The following is a 20,572-nucleotide window of genomic DNA, read 5'->3' on the forward strand; positions in this document are numbered from 1 at the left end:
CGCACGTCACCAGGCGGCGGCGACGTCGGCGTGCGTGCGCAGGATGCCCTCGGTCGATCCTGCGGGCGCGCGCCCGATGCCGCACTCGGTCGCGACCCCGAACTCGGTGGCGAACGGAGTCGCGGCGGCGACGCGACGGGCGGCGCCCTCCACCCCGTCCTCGCGGTGCACGAGGCCCAGGTAGAGCTCGCCGACCGGGGCGAGGCCTGTGAGCGGGGCGAAGTAGGCCTCGTCGTCGTGGTCGATCGGCACCGGCAGGTGCAGCCACGTGAGCGGACGGGCGGATGCCGCCACCACGGCGTTCGCGTAGCGGACCAGGTTCGCGGCGTCGCGCGGCTCGAAGAAGTGCTTCTCCCCCGCGTCGCCGTAGCAGAGGTGCACACCCACCTCGACGTCGGCGGGCACCGCATCGACCAGTGCGGCCAGGCGCGAGACCAGACCGTCGAACGGGTCGCCGGGCCACCACGCCTCCATGACCGCTCCGTAGCCGGCGGCGCGCTCGATGATGCCCATCTCGCTCGCGACGTCCCACTGCACCGCGAGGTCCTCGTGCGGGATGGCCTCGAGGATCTCGTCGAGCTCGCGCAGGATCGCGGCGGTGTAGACGGGCTCGATGGCCGCGCGGTCATCGCCGTGGAAGAACGAGGAGATCACGGCGAGGGGCGTCGGCAGCGACACCTGGAACCGCACGCCGGCGGGCACCGCGCCCTCGGCCCGCAGCCGCTCGAACACCGCATACGACTCGATCGCGGCGGCGGCATACCCCAGCGGCGGCATCTTGATGCTCGCAGCATCCACTCCCTCGGCGATGCGCAGGCCGCGGGCGTCGATGCCGGCGGGGAACGGGATGGGTTCGTCGCCTGTGCGCTCGATGCCCTCGGCCTCACCGATCACGTCGGGCTGGAACATGATCCAGTGGAACCGCTTGCCGACCTCGCCGTCCGGAATGCGACGGAGCCGGGTGCCGAGCAGTTCCGCAGCGGTGCGGATCGTGGTCTCGGCATCGTCGTAATTCACGCTGCCCACGAGGAGGGCACCCTGCGGCTGAGTCATACCCCTCAGGATATCGACGCTCCCGTCGGGCCTTTTCCCCGGCGAGACCCCCACGCTGCGATGGGCATTCGAGTTAGGATGGCCTAAGAACCCGCCGCCTGTGGGGGCAGCGATGACGGGAAGGTATTCATCATGGGCTTCATCACGTCCGAGGCGCTGTCCGAGACCGGCTACGTGGTCCTCGACGACCACACCTCCGCCACGGATCCCGCCGAATGGTTGGGCCTGGAGTACGTCGGCTGGCGCTCCTCCGGCATCACGCGCTTCGCCCCGCTCACCAGCTATGCCGGCGACGTCGACTGCAACGGCTTCTGGAACCACACCCCGCCGCGCACCGACAAGGATGGCGTGTGGGTCGCCTCGCAGGTCGCGGTCGCCCCGACGCTCCAACGCCGGGCACAGGAGCCGGGCGCCGGCATCGGCCGCTGCCGCGTGATCGAGCTGCAGCCGAACGAGTACGCCGACGCGATCTACAACCTGCACCAGGACGACAACAACCGCCTCAACGAAGAGGGCACCGGCTGGGTCGTCCGCGGGTTCTTCAACCTCTCCGACGACACCGAGTCGATGCTGATCCTGCGCGCCGACCGTTTCGATCCGGCGACCGAGATCCGCCTGCCGCTGCGCGCCGGCTCGCGCATCATCGTCGACACCCAGCGCTTCTGGCACGCGGTCTGGCACCGCGGCACCGCCCCGCGGTACGCGCTCATCACGTCATGGACCAGCGGCCCCGAGCTCGACGCCTACATCGCCGCCAACCACGGCGACCCGCACCCGAAGACCGTCGACCTCGACCCGCAGTTCGTCGACGATGCGCAGGTCGAGCTGCACCGCCGCATCGAGGAGCGCCGTCGCGCGTTCGAGGCTCAGGGCATCGTGATGGAACCGCCCGTCGACATGAACGTCTGAGGCGACGGCCCGCGGGTCTCCCCACAGGTTCCTTCTCGCTGCCCCTCAGATCGTGCGGCCGTCGTGAATCCGCACCACGCGGTCGACCGTCCCCTCGGGAGGCGCCACGTGCGAGATCAGCAGCACCGACTGCTCCCCCGCGGCCTGCAGCAGATCACGCAGCAGGGCATTCGATGCTTCCGGATCGACCCCCGCCGTCGGCTCGTCGAGGACCAGCACGGGGAAGCCGCGCAGCAGCGCCCTGGCGAGCGCGATCCGCTGCGCCTGGCCACCGGACACCAGCGCGCCGCGGTCGCCGACCCGCGCATCGAGGCCCCCACGCTCCCGTACCCAGTCACCGAGGCCGACCCGCTCGAGCACCGCCTGCAGGTCTTCGTCCGAGGCGGAGTCCCGCGCGAAGAGCAGGTTCTGGCGGATGTCCTCGTCGAACAGCTGAGGGCTCTGCTCGCACAACCCGATCACGCGTCGCAGCGCCGGACCCGAGAGCTCCGCGGCATCGCGACCACCGACCAGATACTCGCCCTCCACGCGCAGGAAGCCGACCAGGGTCGCCGCGAGCGAACTCTTGCCCGCCCCGCTCGGCCCCGCGACCAGCACGCGCTCACCGGCGCGGAGGTCGAGGTCGACCCCCTTCAGAGCGGGCGTCCCGCCAGGCCAGGTCGCACGCGCGTCGCGCAGGCTTACAGCCGGGGTGCCTTCGAACTCGACGTCTTCACCCGCGTCGGCGCGCAGCTCGGCCGGCATCCGCTCGGGCAGCACGTCGACGATGCGCTCCGCGCTGGAACGCACGCTCCGCCACGATGCGGCGGCGATCGGCACCGCGCCGAAGATCTCGAACACCACCATCGGCACGAGCACGGCCACGGCCAGCCACGGCCCGTCGATCGAGCCGTCCGAGAGGCCGGGAGCCGCCGCGGCGAGTGCCCAGACCGAAGCGACTCCGGCGACCGCGGAGACCACGCCGGCGGCTACGGCCTGCGCGAGCGAGGCCCGGTCGACAACGCGTCGCAGCGCGGCATCCGCTGCGGTGATCCGTGCACGGGCCTGCTCCTCCGCGCCATAGGCGATGAGCACGTCGAGGCTGCCGAAGTAGTCGACGAGGGCCGCCGAGAGCTCGGCGCGACGTTCCGAGACCTGCGCTTCGGCGCGTGAGCCGAACACCCACCCCAAACCGATCGCGGCTGCCGCAGCGACGAGCAGGCACACGGCCAGCGTGAGCGCGGCGGCGGGCGATACGAACGCGATGAACCCGACGGCCCCGACAGCGACCAGAGCGGCGACCCCGAGCGGCTGCACCACCCGCAGCGGCAGGTTCTGCAGGTTCTCGACGTCGTCGACGAGAGCTGCGAGCACCTGTCCGCGATCCGTCGCGCCGAGTCCCGCTGGCGACAGCGGGATGAGTCGGCGCACCATGTCGGCGCGGGTCGAGGCAAGCTGACGCAGCGCGGCATCGTGTCCGCTCAGGCGCTCCAGATAGCGGGTGACCGCGCGCGAGACGGCGAAGAAGCGCACACCGACGACGGCGATGGACAGCGGCACCAGCGAGTCGACGATCGATGCGCTCACGATCAGCCACCCGCTGACGGCGAGCAGGCTCACGGCGGCGGCGGCCGAGAGCAGACCCCAGATCAGACCCGGCACGAAGCGGCCGAGCGGCGGTTGCGCGAGTCGCAGGATGGCGCCGACCCGGTGACCGCGGGAATGCACTGTGTCGGTTGTGCGGGGTGCAGTCATGCGTTCACCCCCAGCTCCACGATCTGATCCGCGATCTCCCGTGCGGTCCGACGGTGGGAGACGAGGAGGATCGTCGCACCGGCATCCGCCTTCTCGCGCAGCGATCGCCACAGCCGGTCCTCGGTCTCGGGGTCGAGTGCACTCGACGGCTCATCGAGTGCGAGCACGCGTCCGGACGCCGATGCCTGGCGATACAGGGCTCGAGCGACAGCCACTCGCTGCGCCTGCCCACCCGACAGCCCCGCTCCCTGCACGCCGAGCTCCAGCGCGGGGTCGATGCCCTCGGCGCAGGCATCGTCGAGCGCATCGCGCACCCGGTCGGCGTCCGGCTCAGGATCACCGAGGGTGACGTTCGCCGCCACGGTCCCGCGCGTGAGGCCAGGTGCCTGTCCCGCCCAGGCGAGCCACACCGACGGCGCGATCCCCCTCACGTCCGCGCCGCCGTAGGACGCTGTCCCCTCGAACTCGACCGCGCCCCGGAGCGCGGCCAGCAGCGACGACTTCCCCGACCCGCTCGGCCCTTCGAGGACCGTGATGGTCCCCGGCCCGGCAGCGAACGACACGGGCGGCAGGTCGCGCACCCGCAGACCCTCGACCACGAGGTTTCCGCCCTTCGCCGGTTCCCCCTGCATGACCGATTCCCGGATGCCGGGGGCTTCGACGGCGATTCCTCCGGCATCCGTCGAAAGCTCCTGCAGCCGTGCGCGCTCCCCCGCCGCATCCAGCACCTCGAACACGTCCTCCGTTGCCGCAACCCCTTCGGCGGCAGCGTGGAACTGCACCCCCACCTGCCGGATGGGCAGGAACGCCTCGGGAGCGAGCAGCAGCACGAACAGCCCGACCTCGAGAGTCAGATCACCCGACAGCAGCCGGAACCCGACCGACACCGCGATCAGGGCCACCGCGATCGAGGCCAGCAGCTCCATCGCGAAGCCGGACAGGAACGAGAACCGCAGCACCTTCATGGTCTCGCGGCGGTACTCGTCCGCGGTGACCTCGATGCGGTCGACAGCGCGACGATCGCGCCCGAACAGTCGCAGCGTCGACAGCCCCTGCACCGTGTCGGCGAAGCGTGCCGCGAGGCGCTGCAGCGTCTGCCACTGCCGCGTCTGGACGGTGCGGGTCGCCATGCCGATCAGGATGAGGAACAGCGGGATCAGCGGCAGCGTGATCACCGCGGTGAGTCCGCTCGGCCAGTCCTGCCACCACATGACCGCGACGAGCACCGGCGTCGCGATCACGGTCAGCACGAGCTGCGGGATGTAACGCGCGAAGTAGGCGTCGAGCGCTTCGAGTCCGTGGCCCGCGGTCACCGCGAGCGCGGTCTGGTTGCGTTGCGCGAGCCACCCTGGCCCGAGTTTCCCGACCGCAGCCACGAGCGCCGTGCGCAGCTGCATCCCCGTCTTGGCGGCCGCCCGTGTCCCCGCCGCATCAGAGGCCGCGATGAGCAGGCCTCGCAGCAGAGCCGTGAGCAGCAGCCAGAGCAGCGACGAGGTGACGTCCCGCCCCGCGAGCGCCCCCGTGATCGCTTCGGTCAACAGCCACGCGAAGGCGATCGTGACCGCGGTCTGGACGACGCCGATCAACGCGGATGCCGCGAGGAAACCCCTCGCGGCACCCGCGTATCTCAGCAGTCTCGGATCGACGGGTTTCACGCGTGTGCCGGAGCCCCCTCGATCGACTTCCGGGTGACCCGCTTGCGGAAGACCCAGTAGGTCCACGCCTGGTATGCGAGCACGAGCGGCATCGCGATCAAGGCCGTCCAGCTCATGATCTGCAGTGTGTACGGGGTGCTCGACGCGTTGGCGATCGTGAGGCTGTACGCCGGGTCGATCGTCGACGGCATCACGTACGGGAACAGCGCGGAGAAGAGCATGACCACGGCGAACAGCACCGTGAGCATCCCGGAGAAGAACGCCCACCCGTCGCGACGGACCATGGAGAGCCCGACAGCCGCGATCAGACTGACCGCCGCGAGCGCGCCGGCGCCGATGACCAGCCAGAGCAGCGGAGCCTCACGGCCCATCGCGATCGCGACCGTCCAGATCACCGTCGCGGCTGCGACGAGGATCGTCGGGATGGCGGCCTTCTTCGCGAGCTTCTGCGCGTCCTCGTGCACCTGACCATCGGTCTTGAGCGCCACGAACAGCACGCCGTGCAGGAAGAAGAGCAGCAGCGTGGTGACGCCGACCAGCAGTGCGTACGGGTTCAGCAGGGCGAAGAACCCGCCGACGTAGATGTGGTTCTCATCGATGGCCACGCCCTGCACGATGTTGCCGAACGCGACGCCCCACAGCAGTGCGGGAACGACCGAGCCGATGACGATCATCCGGTCGAAGCCGGCCTTCCACTTCGCGCTGTCACGCTGGTGTCGGTACTCGAACGAGACACCGCGCAGGATCAGCGCGAGCAGGATCAGCAGCAGCGGCAGGTAGAAGCCGCTGAACAGCGTGGCGTACCACTCGGGGAACGACGCGAACAGCACGGCGCCGGCCACGATGACCCAGGTCTCGTTGAGATCCCAGACCGGGCCGATCGTGTTGATGACCTGTCGGCGCGAGACGTCGTTCTTGCCGAGGAATGGCAGGGACATGCCGACGCCGAAGTCGAAGCCGTCGAGCACGAAGTAGCCCACGAAGAAGAAGGCGACGATGAAGAACCAGAGTGTTGCGAGATCCATGATGCTCCTCCCTCTCAGTAGACGACCGACGGCAGCTGGGCCGTCTCGTCATGCGGCTTCTCTTCGGTGTCGGGCCCCTTCTGGGCGGCCCGGATGATGAGGCGGATCTCGACGACGGCGAGCGCCGCGTAGATCGCCGTGAACGCGATGAGCGATATCAGCACTTCGAGGCCGCTGACGCCCGGCGAGACGCCGTCCTGCGTGGTCATCAGCCCGAACACGATCCAGGGTTGTCTTCCCATCTCGGTGAAGACCCAGCCCATGATGTTGGCGGCCAGCGCGAGCGGGAACGACCAGATCGCGACCTTCCACATCCACGGTGCGACCGGCTTCTTGGCGCCCTTGCGGGTGACCCAGAGGCCCGCGACGGCGACGAGCGCTGCGGCGATGCCCAGGCCGATCATCCAGCGGAAGGCCCAGTACGTGATCCACAGGATCGGGGCGAAGTCGGTCAGACCGGTGGAGGCGTACGTCTGTGCGTACTCGGCGTTGAGGTCGTTGATGCCGTGCACGCACGCGTCGAGCGTGTGCGTCGACAGCAGCGAGAGCAGATACGGCACGCGGATCGAGAACAGCTCCGAGCTGCCGTCCGGTGTGCCGAGCGTGAAGATGCTGAACGAGGCATCCGGCCCGCACACGGTGTTGAAGGTCGCCTCGGCGGCGGCCATCTTCATCGGCTGCGCGGCGTACATCGCGAGGCCGAGCTGGTCGCCCGTGAGCACGACGCCCGCGGTGGAGACGATCATGGCCCACAGCCCGAACTTCAGCGAGATGCGCATGGTGTCGAAGTGCTGACCGCGGGACAGGTGCCAGGCCGAGACCGAGATGACGACACCGGCGGCGAACATGAACGCGCCGAAGATCGTGTGCGGGAACGCGGCGAGCGCGACCGGGTTGGTCAGCAGCGCCCAGAAGTCGGTCAGCTCCGCGCGGTTGGTCGCCTCGTTGAACGTGTAGCCCACCGGGTTCTGCATGAAGGCGTTGGCGGCGATGATGAAGTACGCCGAAAGGATGCTGCCGATCGAGACGCACCAGATCGTGGCGAGGTGCAGTTTCTGCGGGAGCTTGTCCCAGCCGAAGATCCACAACCCGATGAAGGTCGCCTCGAAGAAGAAGGCCAATAGTCCCTCGAATGCGAGCGGAGCACCGAAGACGTCGCCGACGAAGCGGGAGTAGTCCGACCAGTTCATGCCGAACTGGAACTCCTGCACGATGCCGGTGACCACGCCCATGGCGAAGTTGATCAGGAAGATCTTGCCGAAGAAGCGGGTCAGGTGCAGGTACTGCACCTTCGCGGTGCGCACCCACGCCGTCTGGAAGATCGCGGCGACCAGCGCCATGCCGATCGTCAGCGGCACGAAGAGGTAGTGGTAGACGGTCGTCAGCCCGAATTGCCATCGGGCCAGAGCGAGCGGATCAAGCCATTCCATGCACGACTCCTGTTCTGTGGTGCCGCTGCGTCGTGCGGTGACGCGGCGGCTCCGTTCCCTCGACCAGCGGCGCGGTGGTGTCGCGCAGCTGCACGGTGCAGTCCGACGGGAGGACAGCATCGCGTACGCACTCGGCTTCGAGTGGTCCGCCTGCCTCGTTCAGGACGCCTTGCATGAGTTCGAGGTGCACGCGGCACAGCATCGGGCGGTCTTCCGATCGTCCGGCGGCATGCGGGCACGGGCTGAGGTCGACGGTGAGGCGACGGTCGTCGAGGACGGGCTCGAAGCCGCTCTCCTCGAGGTGCTCCACGAGCGCGTCGAGCTGATAGGTGGCTTCTCGGCCGAGTCCGGACGCCACGGCATCCGGGAGCATGCTCCGCATCAGGTCCCCACGGCGCGCAGCGGCCTTGGCCTTGTCCCGCGCCACCGGACTGGAAGCTCCCGGCGCCCCGGTGGCGGCGCTGTACAGCGTGCGCGGCCGCCCTCTCGTGGTGCGGTGCTCGATCGTGGGGATCACGTAGCCGCCCTCGATCAGGCGCTGCAGGTGCTCGCGGACCGTGTTGGCGTGGAGCCCTGTGGCGTCGCACAGTTCGGTGATCGAGAGCTCTCCTCGGGTCTGCGAACTTCCCGCTTCGAAGAGCAAGTGCAGGATCTGCACCCGGGAGTAGCTCGAGATCGGCCCGCACACGGGCCCGCCGTTGGCCATGAACCCAGTATCCCGCGACGCTGCGAGTTTGCCGAGAGGTATGGCCGTGAATAAACACCTGGCCGATAGGGATGTCTGATGCCGGCGATAGCCTGGGGGCATGGCCACCCGGAAACCCGCTCCTCCCGCGTACGTGTGCACGGAATGCGGGTGGACGACCGCGAAGTGGGTCGGCCGCTGCGGCGAGTGTCAGCAGTGGGGAACGGTGCAGGAACAGGCGGCGCAGACCGGCATCCTCCGTCGCGTCGGCCCCGTCGCCCCGACGGCCGACCGTGCCGCTCGGCCCATCACGCAGATCACGACGCAGGATGCTCCGCGGCGCTCGAGCGGCGTCGGCGAGTTCGACCGTGTGCTCGGCGGCGGCATCGTGCCCGGCGCCGCCATCCTGCTCAGCGGAGAGCCGGGCGTCGGCAAGTCGACGCTGCTGCTCGAGGTCGCCGCCCAGGCCGCGCGCGGCGGGCGGCGCGTGCTCTACGCGAGCGCCGAGGAGTCCCCTGGCCAGGTGCGCCTGCGCGCCGAACGCACCGGCGCCCTGCACGACGAGCTCTACCTCGCCAGCGAGACCGATCTGGCGACGATCCTCGGCCACATCGACGAGGTCAAGCCTCAGCTGGTGATCGTCGACTCGGTGCAGACCGTCTCGTCGTCACTGATCGACGGTGCCGCCGGGCAGCCGAGCCAGGTGCGCGAGGTCGCGGCCACCCTGATCCGCATCGCCAAGGACCGCGATCTGCCGATCATCATCGTCGGCCACGTCACGAAAGACGGTCAGGTCGCCGGTCCCCGCGTGCTCGAGCACCTGGTCGACGTCGTCTGCCACTTCGAGGGCGACCGACAGACCTCGCTGCGCTTCATCCGCGCGCTCAAGAACCGCTTCGGCCCCACCGACGAGGTCGGCTGCTTCGAGATGACCGGAGACGGCATCGCCGAGGTGCCCGACCCCTCGGGGCTGTTCCTCTCGCAAGGGGCCACCGAGCCGGGTACCTGCGTCGCGATCTCGCTCGAAGGACGACGTGCGCTCCCTGTCGAGGTGCAGGCGCTGACGGTTCCCAGCAACGCACCGAATCCTCGCCGCATCGTGCACGGCCTCGACTCCTCACGGGTGGCGATGGTGCTGGCGATCCTCGAACGGCGCGCAGGCGTGCCCACCGGCAGCCTCGACGTGTACGTGTCGACGGTCGGCGGCGTGCGCTTCACCGAACCGGCAGCCGACCTTGCGATCGCCATCGCCGTGGCCGGTTCCATCCAACAGATATCGGTGCCGCGCACCGTCGCGGCGGTGGGCGAGCTCAGTCTCGCGGGCGAGATCCGTCCGGTGACCCAGGCGGCACAGCGGCGGTCCGAGGCTGCGCGTCTCGGCTACGAGCAGGTGGTCGACGATCGCTCGAAGACGCTCCGCGCCGCGCTCGGCGATGTGCGGGCGCGCAACACCTCACGCCGCGCCGACCGCGACATCCCGCCGTTCTGACCGGTACCGCGCCGACGGGAGGCTGGTCTCAGGCGTCGAGCGCCTTGAGCAGTTCGGCGGGGTCCGCCTGCATCGGGTGGGGCCCTGCGATGTCGAGGAAGACCGTGGTGATCGGATGCGCCGCCAGGAACTTCCGCAGCCACTCCGCGCTGTAGATGCCCACGCCCGGCGGCAGATTGGCCGGCTTGTTCTTCGCGTCGCTGAACAGCAGCAGCGCGAGGTCACCGGTCTTCGGGTCACGGTATGTCCACACCTCGCCGCTGTCGAGCGGGTTGTCACGCGCCCCGGGCTTGATCAGCGGCACGACGGTGGTGCCGTGACGGAGAGCGAGAGCGACCGCGGCGACGTCCTGCTTCTCCAGGGCCTGTGCCAGAGCATCCGACCGGAAGTCCTCGGGTGCGGGCTTGTTCTTCGCGGACTTCGCCTTCTTCGCTGCCATGTGTCCAGCTTATTCACGGCGCAACGCGCAGAGCACCGATTCGGCCGTGGATACGATTGGGGCCCTCTCGAGTCCCACATTGGGGACTGGGGTACTCGAGAGGGCCCTCGGACTCTCGGGCGGCGGTGTCGAAGCGCTGGGGACGCTGTAGTTCGACGCCACTGGGGATGGCTTGGTGCCGCTAATGCGGAGAGTCGCTTCTATGGTATCCCAAAGACCCACGGATGTCAGCATCGCGGGGGGATGACCGCCGATGTCGCTCCGTTTCGTGCGAGATCCGCCGATTCGCAACGATTTCCGACGAGGTTCACCGGGATCCCTTCGAACTCAGCGGAGCGCGATCCGGCACGACTCAGTAGAGCAGGATCTGCGCGCTCGACGGGCTCGTGAACCCGCCGATCGAGACCTCGACGTGGTACGAGGCTCCCCCGCCCGGTGCCCGCTGTCGGTTCTCCTGCGCGCAGGTCTCGACGCTCGAACGCGTGCGATCCCAGGTGACCGGGTCCTTGCTCGTGACGGTCGTGCCGGCCGTGAGCGTGGCGATCATGCTGCTCGGGTTCTCCTGGCAGTCGGTCGAACGCCACCACACGTCGGCACCGCTGGAGATGGTGAAGGACTGGGTCGTCGATCCCACGTCGATCGTGCAGTCCTTCGTGCCCTTGTTCGTGAGCGAGATCGAGAGCTTCGGCAGCACGCCGGCTGCGTACGTCTCGGCGTCGGTCACGGCCGCGACCTCGATGTCGGCCGCCTCGCAGGGCGCGACCGCCGGAGTCTGCTCGGCGGACGGATCGGGGGTCGGCGACTCTCCGTCAGCGGTGGAGCTGGAGGAGGGCGAGGGAGATGTCGACGGCGTCGGAGACGGGGTGGACGCCGTGCCTGCGGCAGCCCACGGTCGCGCGATCAGAAGCCACGCTCCGATGCCGATGGCGGCGACGGCCAGCACGAGCGCGATCAGGACGACCAGTCGCCGACGACGGTACACGGCGGCGGAAGGACGAGGCATGTCTCCAGGCTAAGCGATCCTCTGCCACGACCCGGGGAGGCCCCTCGGCACGGACCGGCGAAGGAGTGTCAGAGCACCTTGAGCATGCGGGTGTTGCCGAGGGTGTTCGGCTTCACGTGCGCGAGATCGAGGAACTCCTCGACACCCGCGTCACCGCTGCGCAACAGCTGCGAGTACACGTCGGGGTCGACGACCTGCTCACCGATCGGCGTGTAGCCGCGTCGTCCGAAGAACTCCACCTCGAAGGTGAGGCAGAACAGGCGGGTCAGGCCGAGCATCCTGGCGTTCTCCTCGAGGCGGTCGACGATCGCACGTCCGACGCCGTGGTGCAGCCAGTCGTCGCGCACGAGCAGGGTGCGCACCTCGCCGAGGTCTTCCCAGATCACGTGCAGGGCACCGCACCCGATCAGCACCCCGTCGGCCTCTGCCACGACGAACTCCTGCACGGCGCCGTACAGCACCGCCAGATCCTTGCCGAGCAGGATGCGCTGCTCGACGAGCGGCTGCAGCAGGGTGCGGATGCCGACGATGTCAGCGCTGCGCGCCGGTCGGACGATGTACTCGCTCACACCACAAGCCTAGAACCCGAGACCCGGCGGCACCTGTACCGGACACAGGAAAGGGGCGGATGCCGCAGCATCCGCCCCTTCTCATGAATCGACCGGAGGTCACTCCCCGCTGGCGACCGCCAGGTCGGGGGTGCCGGCGATCGCGCCGCCGCCGGTGTTGACGCCGACCGCGACGGGGCCGCCGTCGCGCGGGCCGTGCTCGAAGAGGAACTGCCCGTCCTTCGCGTCGACCTTCACGTGGTCACCGGAGTTGAGCTCACCGTGCAGGATCTTCTCCGAGAGACGGTCCTCGACCTCGTGCTGCATCGCGCGACGCAGCGGTCGGGCACCGAGCGCGGGGTCGAACCCGATCTCGATGAGGCGCTCCTTGGCGGCCTGCGACAGCTCGATCGTCATGTCGCGGTCCAGCAGACGCTCGCCGAGGCGCTTGGTGAACAGATCCACGATCTGCACCAGCTCCTCCTTCGAGAGCTGCGGGAACACGATGATGTCGTCGACACGGTTCAGGAACTCGGGCTTGAAGTGCCGCTTGAGCTCTTCGTTCACCTTGCCCTTCATGCGGTCGTAGCTGGTCGAGTCGTTGCCCTCGATCTGGAAGCCGACAGGACCGCCCGCGATGTCGCGTGCACCGAGGTTGGTGGTCATGATGATGACCGTGTTCTTGAAGTCCACGATCCGACCCTGACCGTCGGTGAGTCGACCCTCTTCGAGGATCTGCAGCAGCGAGTTGAAGATGTCCGGGTGGGCCTTCTCGATCTCGTCGAAGAGGACCACGCTGAACGGCTTGCGCCGCACCTTCTCGGTGAGCTGGCCTCCCTCTTCGAATCCGACGAATCCGGGAGGGGCACCGAACAGACGCGAGACGGTGTGCTTCTCACCGAACTCGCTCATGTCGAGCGAGATCAGCGCAGCCTCGTCGTCGAACAGGAACTCGGCGAGAGCCTTGGCGAGTTCGGTCTTTCCGACGCCCGTGGGACCGGCGAAGATGAACGAGCCCGAGGGACGCTTCGGGTCCTTGAGGCCGGCACGCTGGCGACGGATCGTCTTGGAGAGGGCGGCGATCGCCTCTTCCTGACCGATGACGCGCTGGTGCAGGGCCTTCTCCATGAAGACGAGTCGGCTGGACTCCTCTTCCGTGAGCTTGAAGACCGGGATGCCGGTGGCCTGTGCGAGCACCTCGGCGATCAGACCCTCGTCGACGACCGCGGAGGTCGCGACGTCGCCCGCACGCCACTGCTTCTCGAGACGCAGACGCTCGGCGAGGAGGCTCTTCTCCTCATCGCGGAGGGCGGCGGCCTTCTCGAAGTCCTGCTCCTCGGAGGCGATCTCCTTCTGCTCGCGCACGGCGGCGATCTTCTCGTCGAATTCGCGCAGCTCGGGCGGGCTCGACAGGATCGACAGACGCAGGCGTGCGCCGGCCTCGTCGATCAGGTCGATGGCCTTGTCCGGGAGGAACCGGTCGGAGACGTAGCGGTCGGCGAGGTTCGCCGCGGCCACGATGGCGCCGTCGGTGATCTGCACCTTGTGGTGCGCCTCGTAACGGTCGCGGAGTCCCTTGAGGATGTTGATCGCGTGCGGCAGCGTGGGCTCGTTGACCTGCACCGGCTGGAAGCGGCGCTCGAGCGCGGCATCCTTCTCGAAGTGCTTGCGGTACTCGTCGAGCGTGGTCGCACCGATCGTCTGCAGCTCGCCACGGGCGAGGAGCGGCTTCAGGATGCTGGCCGCGTCGATCGCGCCCTCGGCGGCACCCGCACCCACGAGGGTGTGGATCTCGTCGATGAAGACGATGATGTCGCCGCGCGTGCGGATCTCCTTGGTGACCTTCTTCAGGCGCTCCTCGAAGTCACCGCGGTAGCGGGAACCGGCGATGAGCGAGCCGAGGTCGAGCGAGTAGAGCTGCTTGTCCTTCAGCGTCTCGGGCACATCGCCCTTGACGATCGCCTGGGCCAGCCCCTCGACGACGGCGGTCTTGCCGACACCGGGCTCACCGATCAGGACGGGGTTGTTCTTGGAACGGCGGGAGAGGATCTGCATGACCCGCTCCGCCTCCTTCTCGCGCCCGATCACCGGGTCGAGCTTGTTGTCGCGCGCGGCCTGGGTGAGGTTGCGGCCGAACTGGTCGAGCACCGCGGAACCACCCTGGGTGCCGGCCGGCGAGTCGTTGGTCTGCGCACCGACGGAAGCCGGCTCGCGACCGGGAGCTCCGGAGAGCAGCTGGATGACCTGCTGGCGAACCTTGTTGAGGTCGGCGCCGAGCTTGACGAGCACCTGGGCGGCGACGCCCTCACCCTCGCGGATGAGGCCGAGCAGGATGTGCTCGGTGCCGATGTAGTTGTGGCCGAGCTGCAGAGCCTCGCGGAGGCTGAGCTCGAGCACCTTCTTGGCGCGCGGGGTGAACGGGATGTGCCCGGTCGGCTGCTGCTGACCCTGGCCGATGATGTCCTGCACCTGCTCGCGCACGGCGTCGAGGGAGATGCCGAGGCTCTCGAGGGCCTTGGCAGCGACGCCTTCACCCTCGTGGATGAGGCCGAGCAGGATGTGCTCGGTCCCGATGTAGTTGTGGTTGAGCATCTTCGCCTCTTCTTGGGCGAGGACGACCACTCGACGGGCTCGGTCCGTGAATCTCTCGAACATGCTGTGACTCCTTATTCGCACGGGGCGAAGCGCTGACACCTGTGGCGTTCTCTGCGCCTGTACATCGAGAGTAACCACCGTGCGGGGCACGTATGCCCGTGTTCGCCGTGGGCATACCGGGGGTTGACCGAGTTATCGACAGTCGTTATGTTAACGACTGTCGATAACAACGAGTCCGGAGCGGACCGTGCAGGAGGGGGACGAAATGACCGAGGCACCGACGGCGACCAGAGCTGCGAGCCTGGTGGAGAAGACCGTCCTTGGCGTCATCGCCGGAGTAGCGGGGGCCATAGCCGTGGTCGATCTGGTCGGCGTCAGCATCCGCTCCGCCGTCCTCGTGACGAGCCCGGCGATCACGATTCCATCGATGCGGCTGCGGTCGGTCGACGCACCCGCGGTGCTCGCGGCATCCTCCAACATCTCCGAAGCGCAGTACGACACCGTCACGCTCACGACCGTGGGCCTGAGCCTGTCTCCCCGCCTGCTGCTCGCGATCGCCGACGGACTGGCGGTCCTGGGACCGATCGTGCTGTGCATCGCGGTCGCGTGGCTGTGCGTCCGTCTCTTCATCGGCCGCCCCTTCGGCACGGCGGCCACCTGGGGGATCGGCGTCGCAGCCATCACCGTCATGGCGGGTGGTCTGCTGAGCCAGGCCGTGCGCGCCAACGCGTTCAGCGAGATCGCCTACGAGCTGGACCTCGCATCCGCGGGAGTCCCCACATTCGAGATGTCGATCGACCTCGCTCCACTCGGTTGGGCATTCGCGCTCGCGGTGGTCGCCGGCGCCTTCGAGATCGGTCAGCGTCTGCAGCGCGACACGGAAGGCCTCGTCTGATGACCAGCACCACCAACGCGCGCTCCGAGAAGGCGGATGCGATCACCGTGATCCTGTACGCCGCCGTGGCGCTGGTCACGGTCGGGCTCGCCACCGTTCTGCGCGTCGGCAGCACCTTCCGCGAGACCGGGATCGCTTGGACGGTCCCGATCGACCAGCAGCCGATCTCCGCCACGACCGACTCCGGTGCCATCTCGATCGAGGGGTTCGCGGACGAGGCGATGGTCATCGCCGACGGGGTGAACGCGGCCTCGGTCACGGCCATCATCGCCGCCATCGCGCTGTGGGCTCTCGCGGCCGTCGCGGTCATCGCGGCGGTGACGCTGGTCGCCTGGAACTTCCTCCGCGGACGCTTCTTCGTCCGTCCGAACGCGCGAGCCTTCGACGTGATCGGTTGGACGCTCGTCGGCGCTCCGATCCTGATCGTGATGTTGGAGACGATGGGCCGCAACGGCGTCACCTCCGCTCTCGGCATCGGCGACGGGGAACCGGTGCATCCGATCGAGTTCTGGAGCGTCGCGCCGATCTTCGCCACCGGGGTGACGGTGGGTCTGATCGCGGTGGCATTCCGCCGCGGCATCCGGTTACAGAACGAGAAGCTCGCGCTCGAGAAGGAAACGGAAGGACTCGTCTGATGCTCAGCTTCGGTTCGGACGAGGTGTGGCCGTCCCTGCTCAACATCGGGATCGCGCTCGCGGTGATCGCGGTCATCCTCGGTGTCGTCGTGTGGAGAGGGCGCCGGAGGGGCAGCCGCACGATCGCGCTCGACGCGGCACTCACGCTCTCCGGGTGGTGGATCCTGATGTCGGCGGTGGGCGCTGTGATCTACATCTTCAAGGCGTTCACCGTCCCCTGGGCGGAGTTCGACGGTCAGACCCACGTGTATCTGGATTGGCCGGCCGGTCTGGCGTGCTCGGAGTTCGGTGACAGCGCAACGACGATGCTGACCTGTGGCAGCGAGCAGCTCTCCGAGTTCACTGTCGGCCAGGCGTCGCTGGAGCTCCGGCTGCTCGCGGCGTCCGCACAACTGAGCAGCCTTGCTCTGGCCACCATGCCCGCGGTCATCGTGGCGGTCATCTGCTTCCAGACGTTGCGGGGCCGCGCGTTCTCACGCTCCGTGACGCGTGGCCTCACCGGCGGCGCGATCGCCGTGCTCGTGTTCGGCGTGGCGGCCGACCTCCTGAGCGGTATCGCAGCCACAGCCGGCCTTCGCGAGGTCTTCTCACCGGACAGCGAGTGGTACCCATCGTTCTACCAACTGACCGTCACGCCGCTCCCCTTCGTCGGCGCGCTCGGGCTGCTCGCTCTCGCCGCCGTGTTCCGTCAGGGCACACGTCTCGAGCAGGAAAGGGCGCAACTGCAGCAGGAGAAGGCGGTTCTCGAGAAGGACACGGAGGGACTGGTGTGAGCCCGGCGGAGAGCGACGACGAGTTCACCGGCATCCACTGCCGACTCGACGAGCTGCTCGCCGAACGCGGCATGACGCTCACCGAGCTGAGCGCCGCGGTCGGGGTGAGCATCGTGAACCTGTCGGTGCTGAAGAACGACCGCGCCCGTGCCATCCGCTACTCCACGCTGCGCGCGATCTGCGAGGCCCTCGACTGCGAGGTCGGCGAGCTGCTGGTGCTCGCCCCGCGCTGACGGGGAACGCTCCCGCCGGTCGCAGTTCCTGCCGCCCGTGGCGCGTTCAGGCGGCAGGAAGTGCGACCGGAACCGGGCCTCCCCGCCGCACCGAACGGATTCCGGCTCACAACGTCATCCTTCGTCATATCCACCCAGGGAATTCTCAGGGAGTCATAGCGTTGGGCCTCATGGCGCGCACACGGTGCGCCGCGATTCTGGAGTCCCCACCCTCATGAGCACCACCGCACGCGCCCAGAAGGCGCCTGATACCCGCGGACCGGTCCGGAAGCTGCTGACCTCGTTCGGCTTCCAGATCCTCGCCGCTCTCGTCCTCGGCATCGCCGCCGGTCTGATCGGCCGCCAGCTCGGCGCGACCGCCGAGAACCCGACCGGGCTGTCCGCGACACTCGACACCATCGGCAACTCGTATGTGACGCTGCTGCGCGCCGCCGTGGTCCCCCTGATCTTCACAGCGATCGTCGCCAGCATCTCGAACCTGCGTCGCGTGCAGAACGCCGCACGCCTGGCGGGCCAGACGATCCTGTGGTTCGCGATCACCGCGTTCATCGCCGTGATCATCGGCATCGTCCTCGGCCTCGTGATCCAGCCCGGCAACCGCGCCGGTGAGGGCCTCGAACCGGGCGACCCGTACACCGTGGGCACCTGGTGGAACTTCCTGCTCGGGCTCATCCCGCAGAACTTCCTCGGCCTCACCGTGAGCACCAACCCCGGAGCGGCTGAGGGCACCTTCTCGTCGAGCGTCGGCTTCAACATCCTGCAGGTCATCGTGGTCGCGGCCGTCGTCGGCATCGCCGCACTCAAGGCCGGCAAGAAGGCGGAGCCGTTCCTCGTCTTCACCGAGTCGCTGCTGAAGGTCATCCAGCGCGTGCTGTGGTGGATCATCCGCATCGCCCCGCTCGGCACGTTCGGCCTCATCGGCTCTGCGGTCATCAAGTACGGCTGGGAGAAGCTCGCCTCCCTCGGCTGGTTCGCCGCCGCCGTCTACATCGGTCTGGCCCTCGTGCTGTTCGTGGTCTACCCGATCCTCGTGCGCACGCACGGCCTCTCGATCAAGCAGTACTTCTCGGGCGTCTGGCCCGCCGTGCAGCTGGCCTTCGTCAGCCGCTCCTCGATCGGCACCCTGCCGCTCACCGAGCGCGTGACCGAGCGCAACCTCGGTGTGCCCCGCTCGTACGCCTCGTTCGCCGTGCCGCTGGGCGCGACGACCAAGATGGACGGCTGCGCCGCGATCTACCCGGCCATCGCCGCGATCTTCGTCGCGCAGTTCTTCGGCATCGAGCTGAACTTCGTGCAGTACCTGCTGATCGTCATCGTCTCGGTCGTCGGCTCGGCCGCCACCGCCGGCACCACGGGTGCTGTGGTGATGCTCACGCTGACGCTGTCGACCCTGGGGCTGCCGCTCGAGGGCGTCGGGCTGCTGCTCGCGATCGACCCGATCCTCGACATGGGCCGCACGGCGGTCAACGTCGCCGGTCAGGCGCTGATCCCGACGATCGTCGCCAAGCGCGAGGGCATCCTGAACGAGGAGCTCTACAACGCGCCGCGTGAGGGCCTGCCCTTCGCCGACGACTCCGGAGACGACGACGCTCCCGAAGCGGATGCCTCCGCCGACAAGGAACCGGTCAGCGCCCGCTGACCTCGCCGCGGAACGGCAGAGCGCCTCGTCCCCTCGTGGGGCGAGGCGCTCTGCCGTTCGAGCATCGAAGCGGTCAGGGGATCAGGCGCGGCCCTCCTGGCGCGTGGCGCCGCGGGTGTCGAGAGCGAGTTCCTCGGCGTCCATCGCGGCGATCAGCTCGCGCATGACCTCCTCATCGAGGTTGCCCGCGTCGCGTTCCGCGAGGAGGATGTCGCGACGCACCTGCAGCCACCCCTTCGACAGGGCAACGAGGTCTTCGTAGGAGGGTCGGCTCGCGGCATCCTCCACCTTCTGCGCCTCGTCGGTGTCCTTCTCGACCCGTGTCATCCGCTTGGTGAAGGCATCGAACACCCGGAGGTCGACCTCGCCGTACTTCGCCTCCCACTCGACCCGCTTCTCGGCGAGGAACTTCTTGCCGGCCTCTCGGCTCTTCGCGCGCACTTCGGCGAGCGCCGCCTCATCCTCCTCCTCGTCGACATCGCTGGCGATGCCGAGGCTGCGAATGAGAAGAGGCAGGGTCAGACCCTGGATCAGCAGCGTTCCGACGGTGACGATGAAGGCCACCACGACGATGGCGTGCGATGCCTGCGCGTCGAGGGTCGCGAGGTCGGCGGCGGCCACCGCGATCGCCAGCGTCACGACGCCGCGCATGCCGGCCCACGAGATGACGGCACTGTCCTTCCACGTGAGCGTGAGTCCGGCCATCCGGTCGCGCACGATCTGACTGCGCAGCTCGTCGGCGGTGTAATTGCCCCAGCGCCGCGACTTCTGATGCCGTTTCTCGAACTCGCCGGACTCGACACCACGATCCCAGCGCTCGAGCTTGCGGCGGTCCTGGAAGTTCGCCCACGCACTGGTCGGATAGATGTAGAGCGGCCGCACGATGACGACCACGAGCAGCACCGCCCCGGAGAGCAGCAGGATCTGCCCGACCGACTCGCTGCCCAGGTCGCTGAGCACACGGGGGAACTGCAGCCCGATGTAGGCGAACACGAAGCTCTCCAGCAGCAGGTCGGCCGAAAGCCACAGCGGCTTCTCCTGCTGGCGGGTGGTGTAGTCGGTGCGCGGCGAGTTGTAGCCGACGTACAGCCCCATCGCCACGACCGCCAGGACGCCCGATCCGAGCAGATGCTCGGCGATCGCATAAGCCCCGAACGGCGCGAGGAGTCCGAACGTGCCGATCACCACGGGATCGCTGATGCGCATGCGCAGCTGGTGCAGGACGATCCCGAACACCAGACCGACGGCCACACCCACTCCGACCGCCACCAGGAACTGCCAGATGCCGCCCCAGATCGAGACGGTGGCGCCCGCGAGGATCGCGGCGAAGACGCGGTACAGCGTGAGCGAGGTCGCATCGTTGATGAGGCTCTCGCCCGAGAGCACGGTCATGATGCGTCGCGGCAGCCCGAGCCGACGACCGATCGCCGCCGCGGAGACCGCGTCCGGCGGAGCCACGATCGCGCCCAGGAGCAGCGCGCCGGGGAGGGTGAGGGACGGCAGGATCCACCATGCGACGAAGCCGACGGCCACGGCGGTGAGAAGCACCAGCCAGATCCCGAGCCGGCGGATCTGCGGCAGGCTGCGCTTGAATCCGACGAACGACACATCGAGCGCGGCCGAGTACAGCAGCGGCGGCAGCACGAGGCTCAGGAGCACATACCCATCGATGTCGAGGTCGGGCACGAAGGGCAGGAAGGATGCGGCGAGCGCCACGATCGTCACCAGCAGCGGGGCCGGCCAGCCTCGCCAGCGTGCGAACGCGGCGATCGCGACGGACCCGACGAGGACGTAGAAGATGCCTGCTTCCATGCCCCCACGGTATCGGGGGA

Annotated in this window: 18 protein-coding genes; 7 read left to right on the forward strand and 11 right to left on the reverse strand. The window is 68.5% G+C overall.

The window, feature by feature from the left end:
• Nucleotides 1-6: 6 nt before the first annotated feature.
• Nucleotides 7-1,053, reverse strand: coding sequence for a hypothetical protein (locus ABDC25_RS15920; RefSeq protein ID WP_347123598.1), 1,047 nt, complete (start codon nt 1,051-1,053; stop codon nt 7-9).
• A 132-nt stretch (nt 1,054-1,185) separates the two neighbouring features.
• Here ABDC25_RS15920 and ABDC25_RS15925 point away from each other — a divergent pair, with 132 nt between their 5' ends.
• Entirely contained in the window at nt 1,186-1,962 is a 777-nt protein-coding gene (locus ABDC25_RS15925; protein WP_021201304.1) for a hypothetical protein, read from the forward strand.
• Nucleotides 1,963-2,007: 45 nt separating this feature from the next.
• Here ABDC25_RS15925 and cydC read toward each other — a convergent pair whose 3' ends face one another.
• From cydC to ABDC25_RS15950, 5 genes are read right to left on the reverse strand one after another with little or no spacing between them, the layout of a single operon-like run.
• Nucleotides 2,008-3,696, reverse strand: a complete 1,689-nt coding sequence (cydC, locus tag ABDC25_RS15930; RefSeq protein ID WP_347123600.1) for a thiol reductant ABC exporter subunit CydC — start codon at nt 3,694-3,696, stop codon at nt 2,008-2,010.
• Complete coding sequence (cydD, locus tag ABDC25_RS15935; RefSeq protein WP_347123602.1) at nt 3,693-5,351, reverse strand: thiol reductant ABC exporter subunit CydD; 1,659 nt, start codon at nt 5,349-5,351, stop codon at nt 3,693-3,695. The genes cydC and cydD overlap by 4 nt, the downstream gene beginning before the upstream one ends.
• Nucleotides 5,348-6,376 carry a cytochrome d ubiquinol oxidase subunit II gene (cydB, locus tag ABDC25_RS15940; protein ID WP_029267678.1) on the reverse strand — a complete coding sequence of 343 codons (1,029 nt, stop codon included), beginning with the start codon at nt 6,374-6,376 and terminating at the stop codon, nt 5,348-5,350. The genes cydD and cydB overlap by 4 nt, the downstream gene beginning before the upstream one ends.
• A gap of 14 nt (nt 6,377-6,390) precedes the next feature.
• On the reverse strand, nt 6,391-7,806 hold the full coding sequence (locus tag ABDC25_RS15945; RefSeq protein WP_021201308.1) for a cytochrome ubiquinol oxidase subunit I: 1,416 nt from the start codon (nt 7,804-7,806) through the stop codon (nt 6,391-6,393).
• Nucleotides 7,793-8,512, reverse strand: a complete 720-nt coding sequence (locus tag ABDC25_RS15950; RefSeq protein ID WP_021201309.1) for a helix-turn-helix domain-containing protein — start codon at nt 8,510-8,512, stop codon at nt 7,793-7,795. Before ABDC25_RS15950 ends, ABDC25_RS15945 begins: the two co-directional genes overlap by 14 nt.
• A 100-nt stretch (nt 8,513-8,612) precedes the next feature.
• Here ABDC25_RS15950 and radA point away from each other — a divergent pair, with 100 nt between their 5' ends.
• Nucleotides 8,613-9,980, forward strand: coding sequence for a DNA repair protein RadA (gene radA, locus ABDC25_RS15955; protein WP_021201310.1), 1,368 nt, complete (start codon nt 8,613-8,615; stop codon nt 9,978-9,980).
• 28 nt (nt 9,981-10,008) lie between these two features.
• Here the strand turns inward: radA and ABDC25_RS15960 are convergent, their stop codons facing one another.
• From ABDC25_RS15960 to ABDC25_RS15975, 4 genes are all read right to left on the reverse strand, one after another.
• Nucleotides 10,009-10,419, reverse strand: coding sequence for a hypothetical protein (locus ABDC25_RS15960; protein WP_021201311.1), 411 nt, complete (start codon nt 10,417-10,419; stop codon nt 10,009-10,011).
• Nucleotides 10,420-10,771: 352 nt separating this feature from the next.
• A complete protein-coding gene (locus ABDC25_RS15965) occupies nt 10,772-11,422 on the reverse strand; it encodes a hypothetical protein (RefSeq protein WP_021201312.1) in 651 nt (216 codons plus the stop codon).
• A 68-nt stretch (nt 11,423-11,490) separates the two neighbouring features.
• Nucleotides 11,491-11,991, reverse strand: a complete 501-nt coding sequence (locus ABDC25_RS15970) for an amino-acid N-acetyltransferase (RefSeq protein WP_021201313.1) — start codon at nt 11,989-11,991, stop codon at nt 11,491-11,493.
• Between the two features lie 99 nt (nt 11,992-12,090).
• Nucleotides 12,091-14,625 (reverse strand): ATP-dependent Clp protease ATP-binding subunit, encoded by a 2,535-nt coding sequence (locus tag ABDC25_RS15975; protein ID WP_021201314.1) that lies wholly within the window; start codon nt 14,623-14,625, stop codon nt 12,091-12,093.
• 205 nt (nt 14,626-14,830) lie between these two features.
• Between ABDC25_RS15975 and ABDC25_RS15980 the strand changes: the two genes are divergently transcribed.
• The 5 genes from ABDC25_RS15980 (at nt 14,831) to ABDC25_RS16000 (ending at nt 18,740) form a co-directional block, all read left to right on the forward strand.
• On the forward strand, nt 14,831-15,460 hold the full coding sequence (locus tag ABDC25_RS15980) for a hypothetical protein (protein ID WP_021201315.1): 630 nt from the start codon (nt 14,831-14,833) through the stop codon (nt 15,458-15,460).
• Nucleotides 15,460-16,095 (forward strand): hypothetical protein, encoded by a 636-nt coding sequence (locus ABDC25_RS15985; RefSeq protein ID WP_021201316.1) that lies wholly within the window; start codon nt 15,460-15,462, stop codon nt 16,093-16,095. The genes ABDC25_RS15980 and ABDC25_RS15985 overlap by 1 nt, the downstream gene beginning before the upstream one ends.
• Nucleotides 16,095-16,868, forward strand: coding sequence for a hypothetical protein (locus ABDC25_RS15990; RefSeq protein ID WP_347123607.1), 774 nt, complete (start codon nt 16,095-16,097; stop codon nt 16,866-16,868). The genes ABDC25_RS15985 and ABDC25_RS15990 overlap by 1 nt, the downstream gene beginning before the upstream one ends.
• Nucleotides 16,865-17,101, forward strand: coding sequence for a helix-turn-helix transcriptional regulator (locus tag ABDC25_RS15995; protein WP_021201318.1), 237 nt, complete (start codon nt 16,865-16,867; stop codon nt 17,099-17,101). Before ABDC25_RS15990 ends, ABDC25_RS15995 begins: the two co-directional genes overlap by 4 nt.
• 214 nt (nt 17,102-17,315) lie before the next feature.
• A complete protein-coding gene (locus ABDC25_RS16000) occupies nt 17,316-18,740 on the forward strand; it encodes a dicarboxylate/amino acid:cation symporter (RefSeq protein WP_029267686.1) in 1,425 nt (474 codons plus the stop codon).
• Between the two features lie 81 nt (nt 18,741-18,821).
• On the opposite strand, the gene ABDC25_RS16005 is transcribed toward ABDC25_RS16000, so the two are convergent.
• Nucleotides 18,822-20,552: a sodium:proton antiporter gene (locus tag ABDC25_RS16005; RefSeq protein ID WP_347123609.1), complete on the reverse strand. Its 1,731-nt coding sequence runs from the start codon at nt 20,550-20,552 to the stop codon at nt 18,822-18,824.
• Between the last annotated feature and the right edge of the window lie 20 nt (nt 20,553-20,572).

It is taken from the genome of Microbacterium sp. SY138, from assembly GCF_039729145.1.
Lineage (GTDB): Bacteria > Actinomycetota > Actinomycetes > Actinomycetales > Microbacteriaceae > Microbacterium > Microbacterium maritypicum_A.

Bases quoted from the DNA above. Each gene is read 5' to 3' on its own strand.
- ABDC25_RS15920 (WP_347123598.1), bottom strand. From the start codon at position 1,053: ATGACTCAGCCGCAGGGTGCCCTCCTCGTGGGCAGCGTGAATTACGAC.
- ABDC25_RS15925 (WP_021201304.1), top strand. From the start codon at position 1,186: ATGGGCTTCATCACGTCCGAGGCGCTGTCCGAGACCGGCTACGTGGTC.
- cydC (WP_347123600.1), bottom strand. From the start codon at position 3,696: ATGACTGCACCCCGCACAACCGACACAGTGCATTCCCGCGGTCACCGG.
- cydB (WP_029267678.1), bottom strand. From the start codon at position 6,376: ATGGATCTCGCAACACTCTGGTTCTTCATCGTCGCCTTCTTCTTCGTG.
- ABDC25_RS15945 (WP_021201308.1), bottom strand. From the start codon at position 7,806: ATGGAATGGCTTGATCCGCTCGCTCTGGCCCGATGGCAATTCGGGCTG.
- ABDC25_RS15950 (WP_021201309.1), bottom strand. From the start codon at position 8,512: ATGGCCAACGGCGGGCCCGTGTGCGGGCCGATCTCGAGCTACTCCCGG.
- radA (WP_021201310.1), top strand. From the start codon at position 8,613: ATGGCCACCCGGAAACCCGCTCCTCCCGCGTACGTGTGCACGGAATGC.
- ABDC25_RS15960 (WP_021201311.1), bottom strand. From the start codon at position 10,419: ATGGCAGCGAAGAAGGCGAAGTCCGCGAAGAACAAGCCCGCACCCGAG.
- ABDC25_RS15965 (WP_021201312.1), bottom strand. From the start codon at position 11,422: ATGCCTCGTCCTTCCGCCGCCGTGTACCGTCGTCGGCGACTGGTCGTC.
- ABDC25_RS15975 (WP_021201314.1), bottom strand. From the start codon at position 14,625: ATGTTCGAGAGATTCACGGACCGAGCCCGTCGAGTGGTCGTCCTCGCC.
- ABDC25_RS15980 (WP_021201315.1), top strand. From the start codon at position 14,831: ATGACCGAGGCACCGACGGCGACCAGAGCTGCGAGCCTGGTGGAGAAG.
- ABDC25_RS15985 (WP_021201316.1), top strand. From the start codon at position 15,460: ATGACCAGCACCACCAACGCGCGCTCCGAGAAGGCGGATGCGATCACC.
- ABDC25_RS15990 (WP_347123607.1), top strand. From the start codon at position 16,095: ATGCTCAGCTTCGGTTCGGACGAGGTGTGGCCGTCCCTGCTCAACATC.
- ABDC25_RS16000 (WP_029267686.1), top strand. From the start codon at position 17,316: ATGAGCACCACCGCACGCGCCCAGAAGGCGCCTGATACCCGCGGACCG.
- ABDC25_RS16005 (WP_347123609.1), bottom strand. From the start codon at position 20,552: ATGGAAGCAGGCATCTTCTACGTCCTCGTCGGGTCCGTCGCGATCGCC.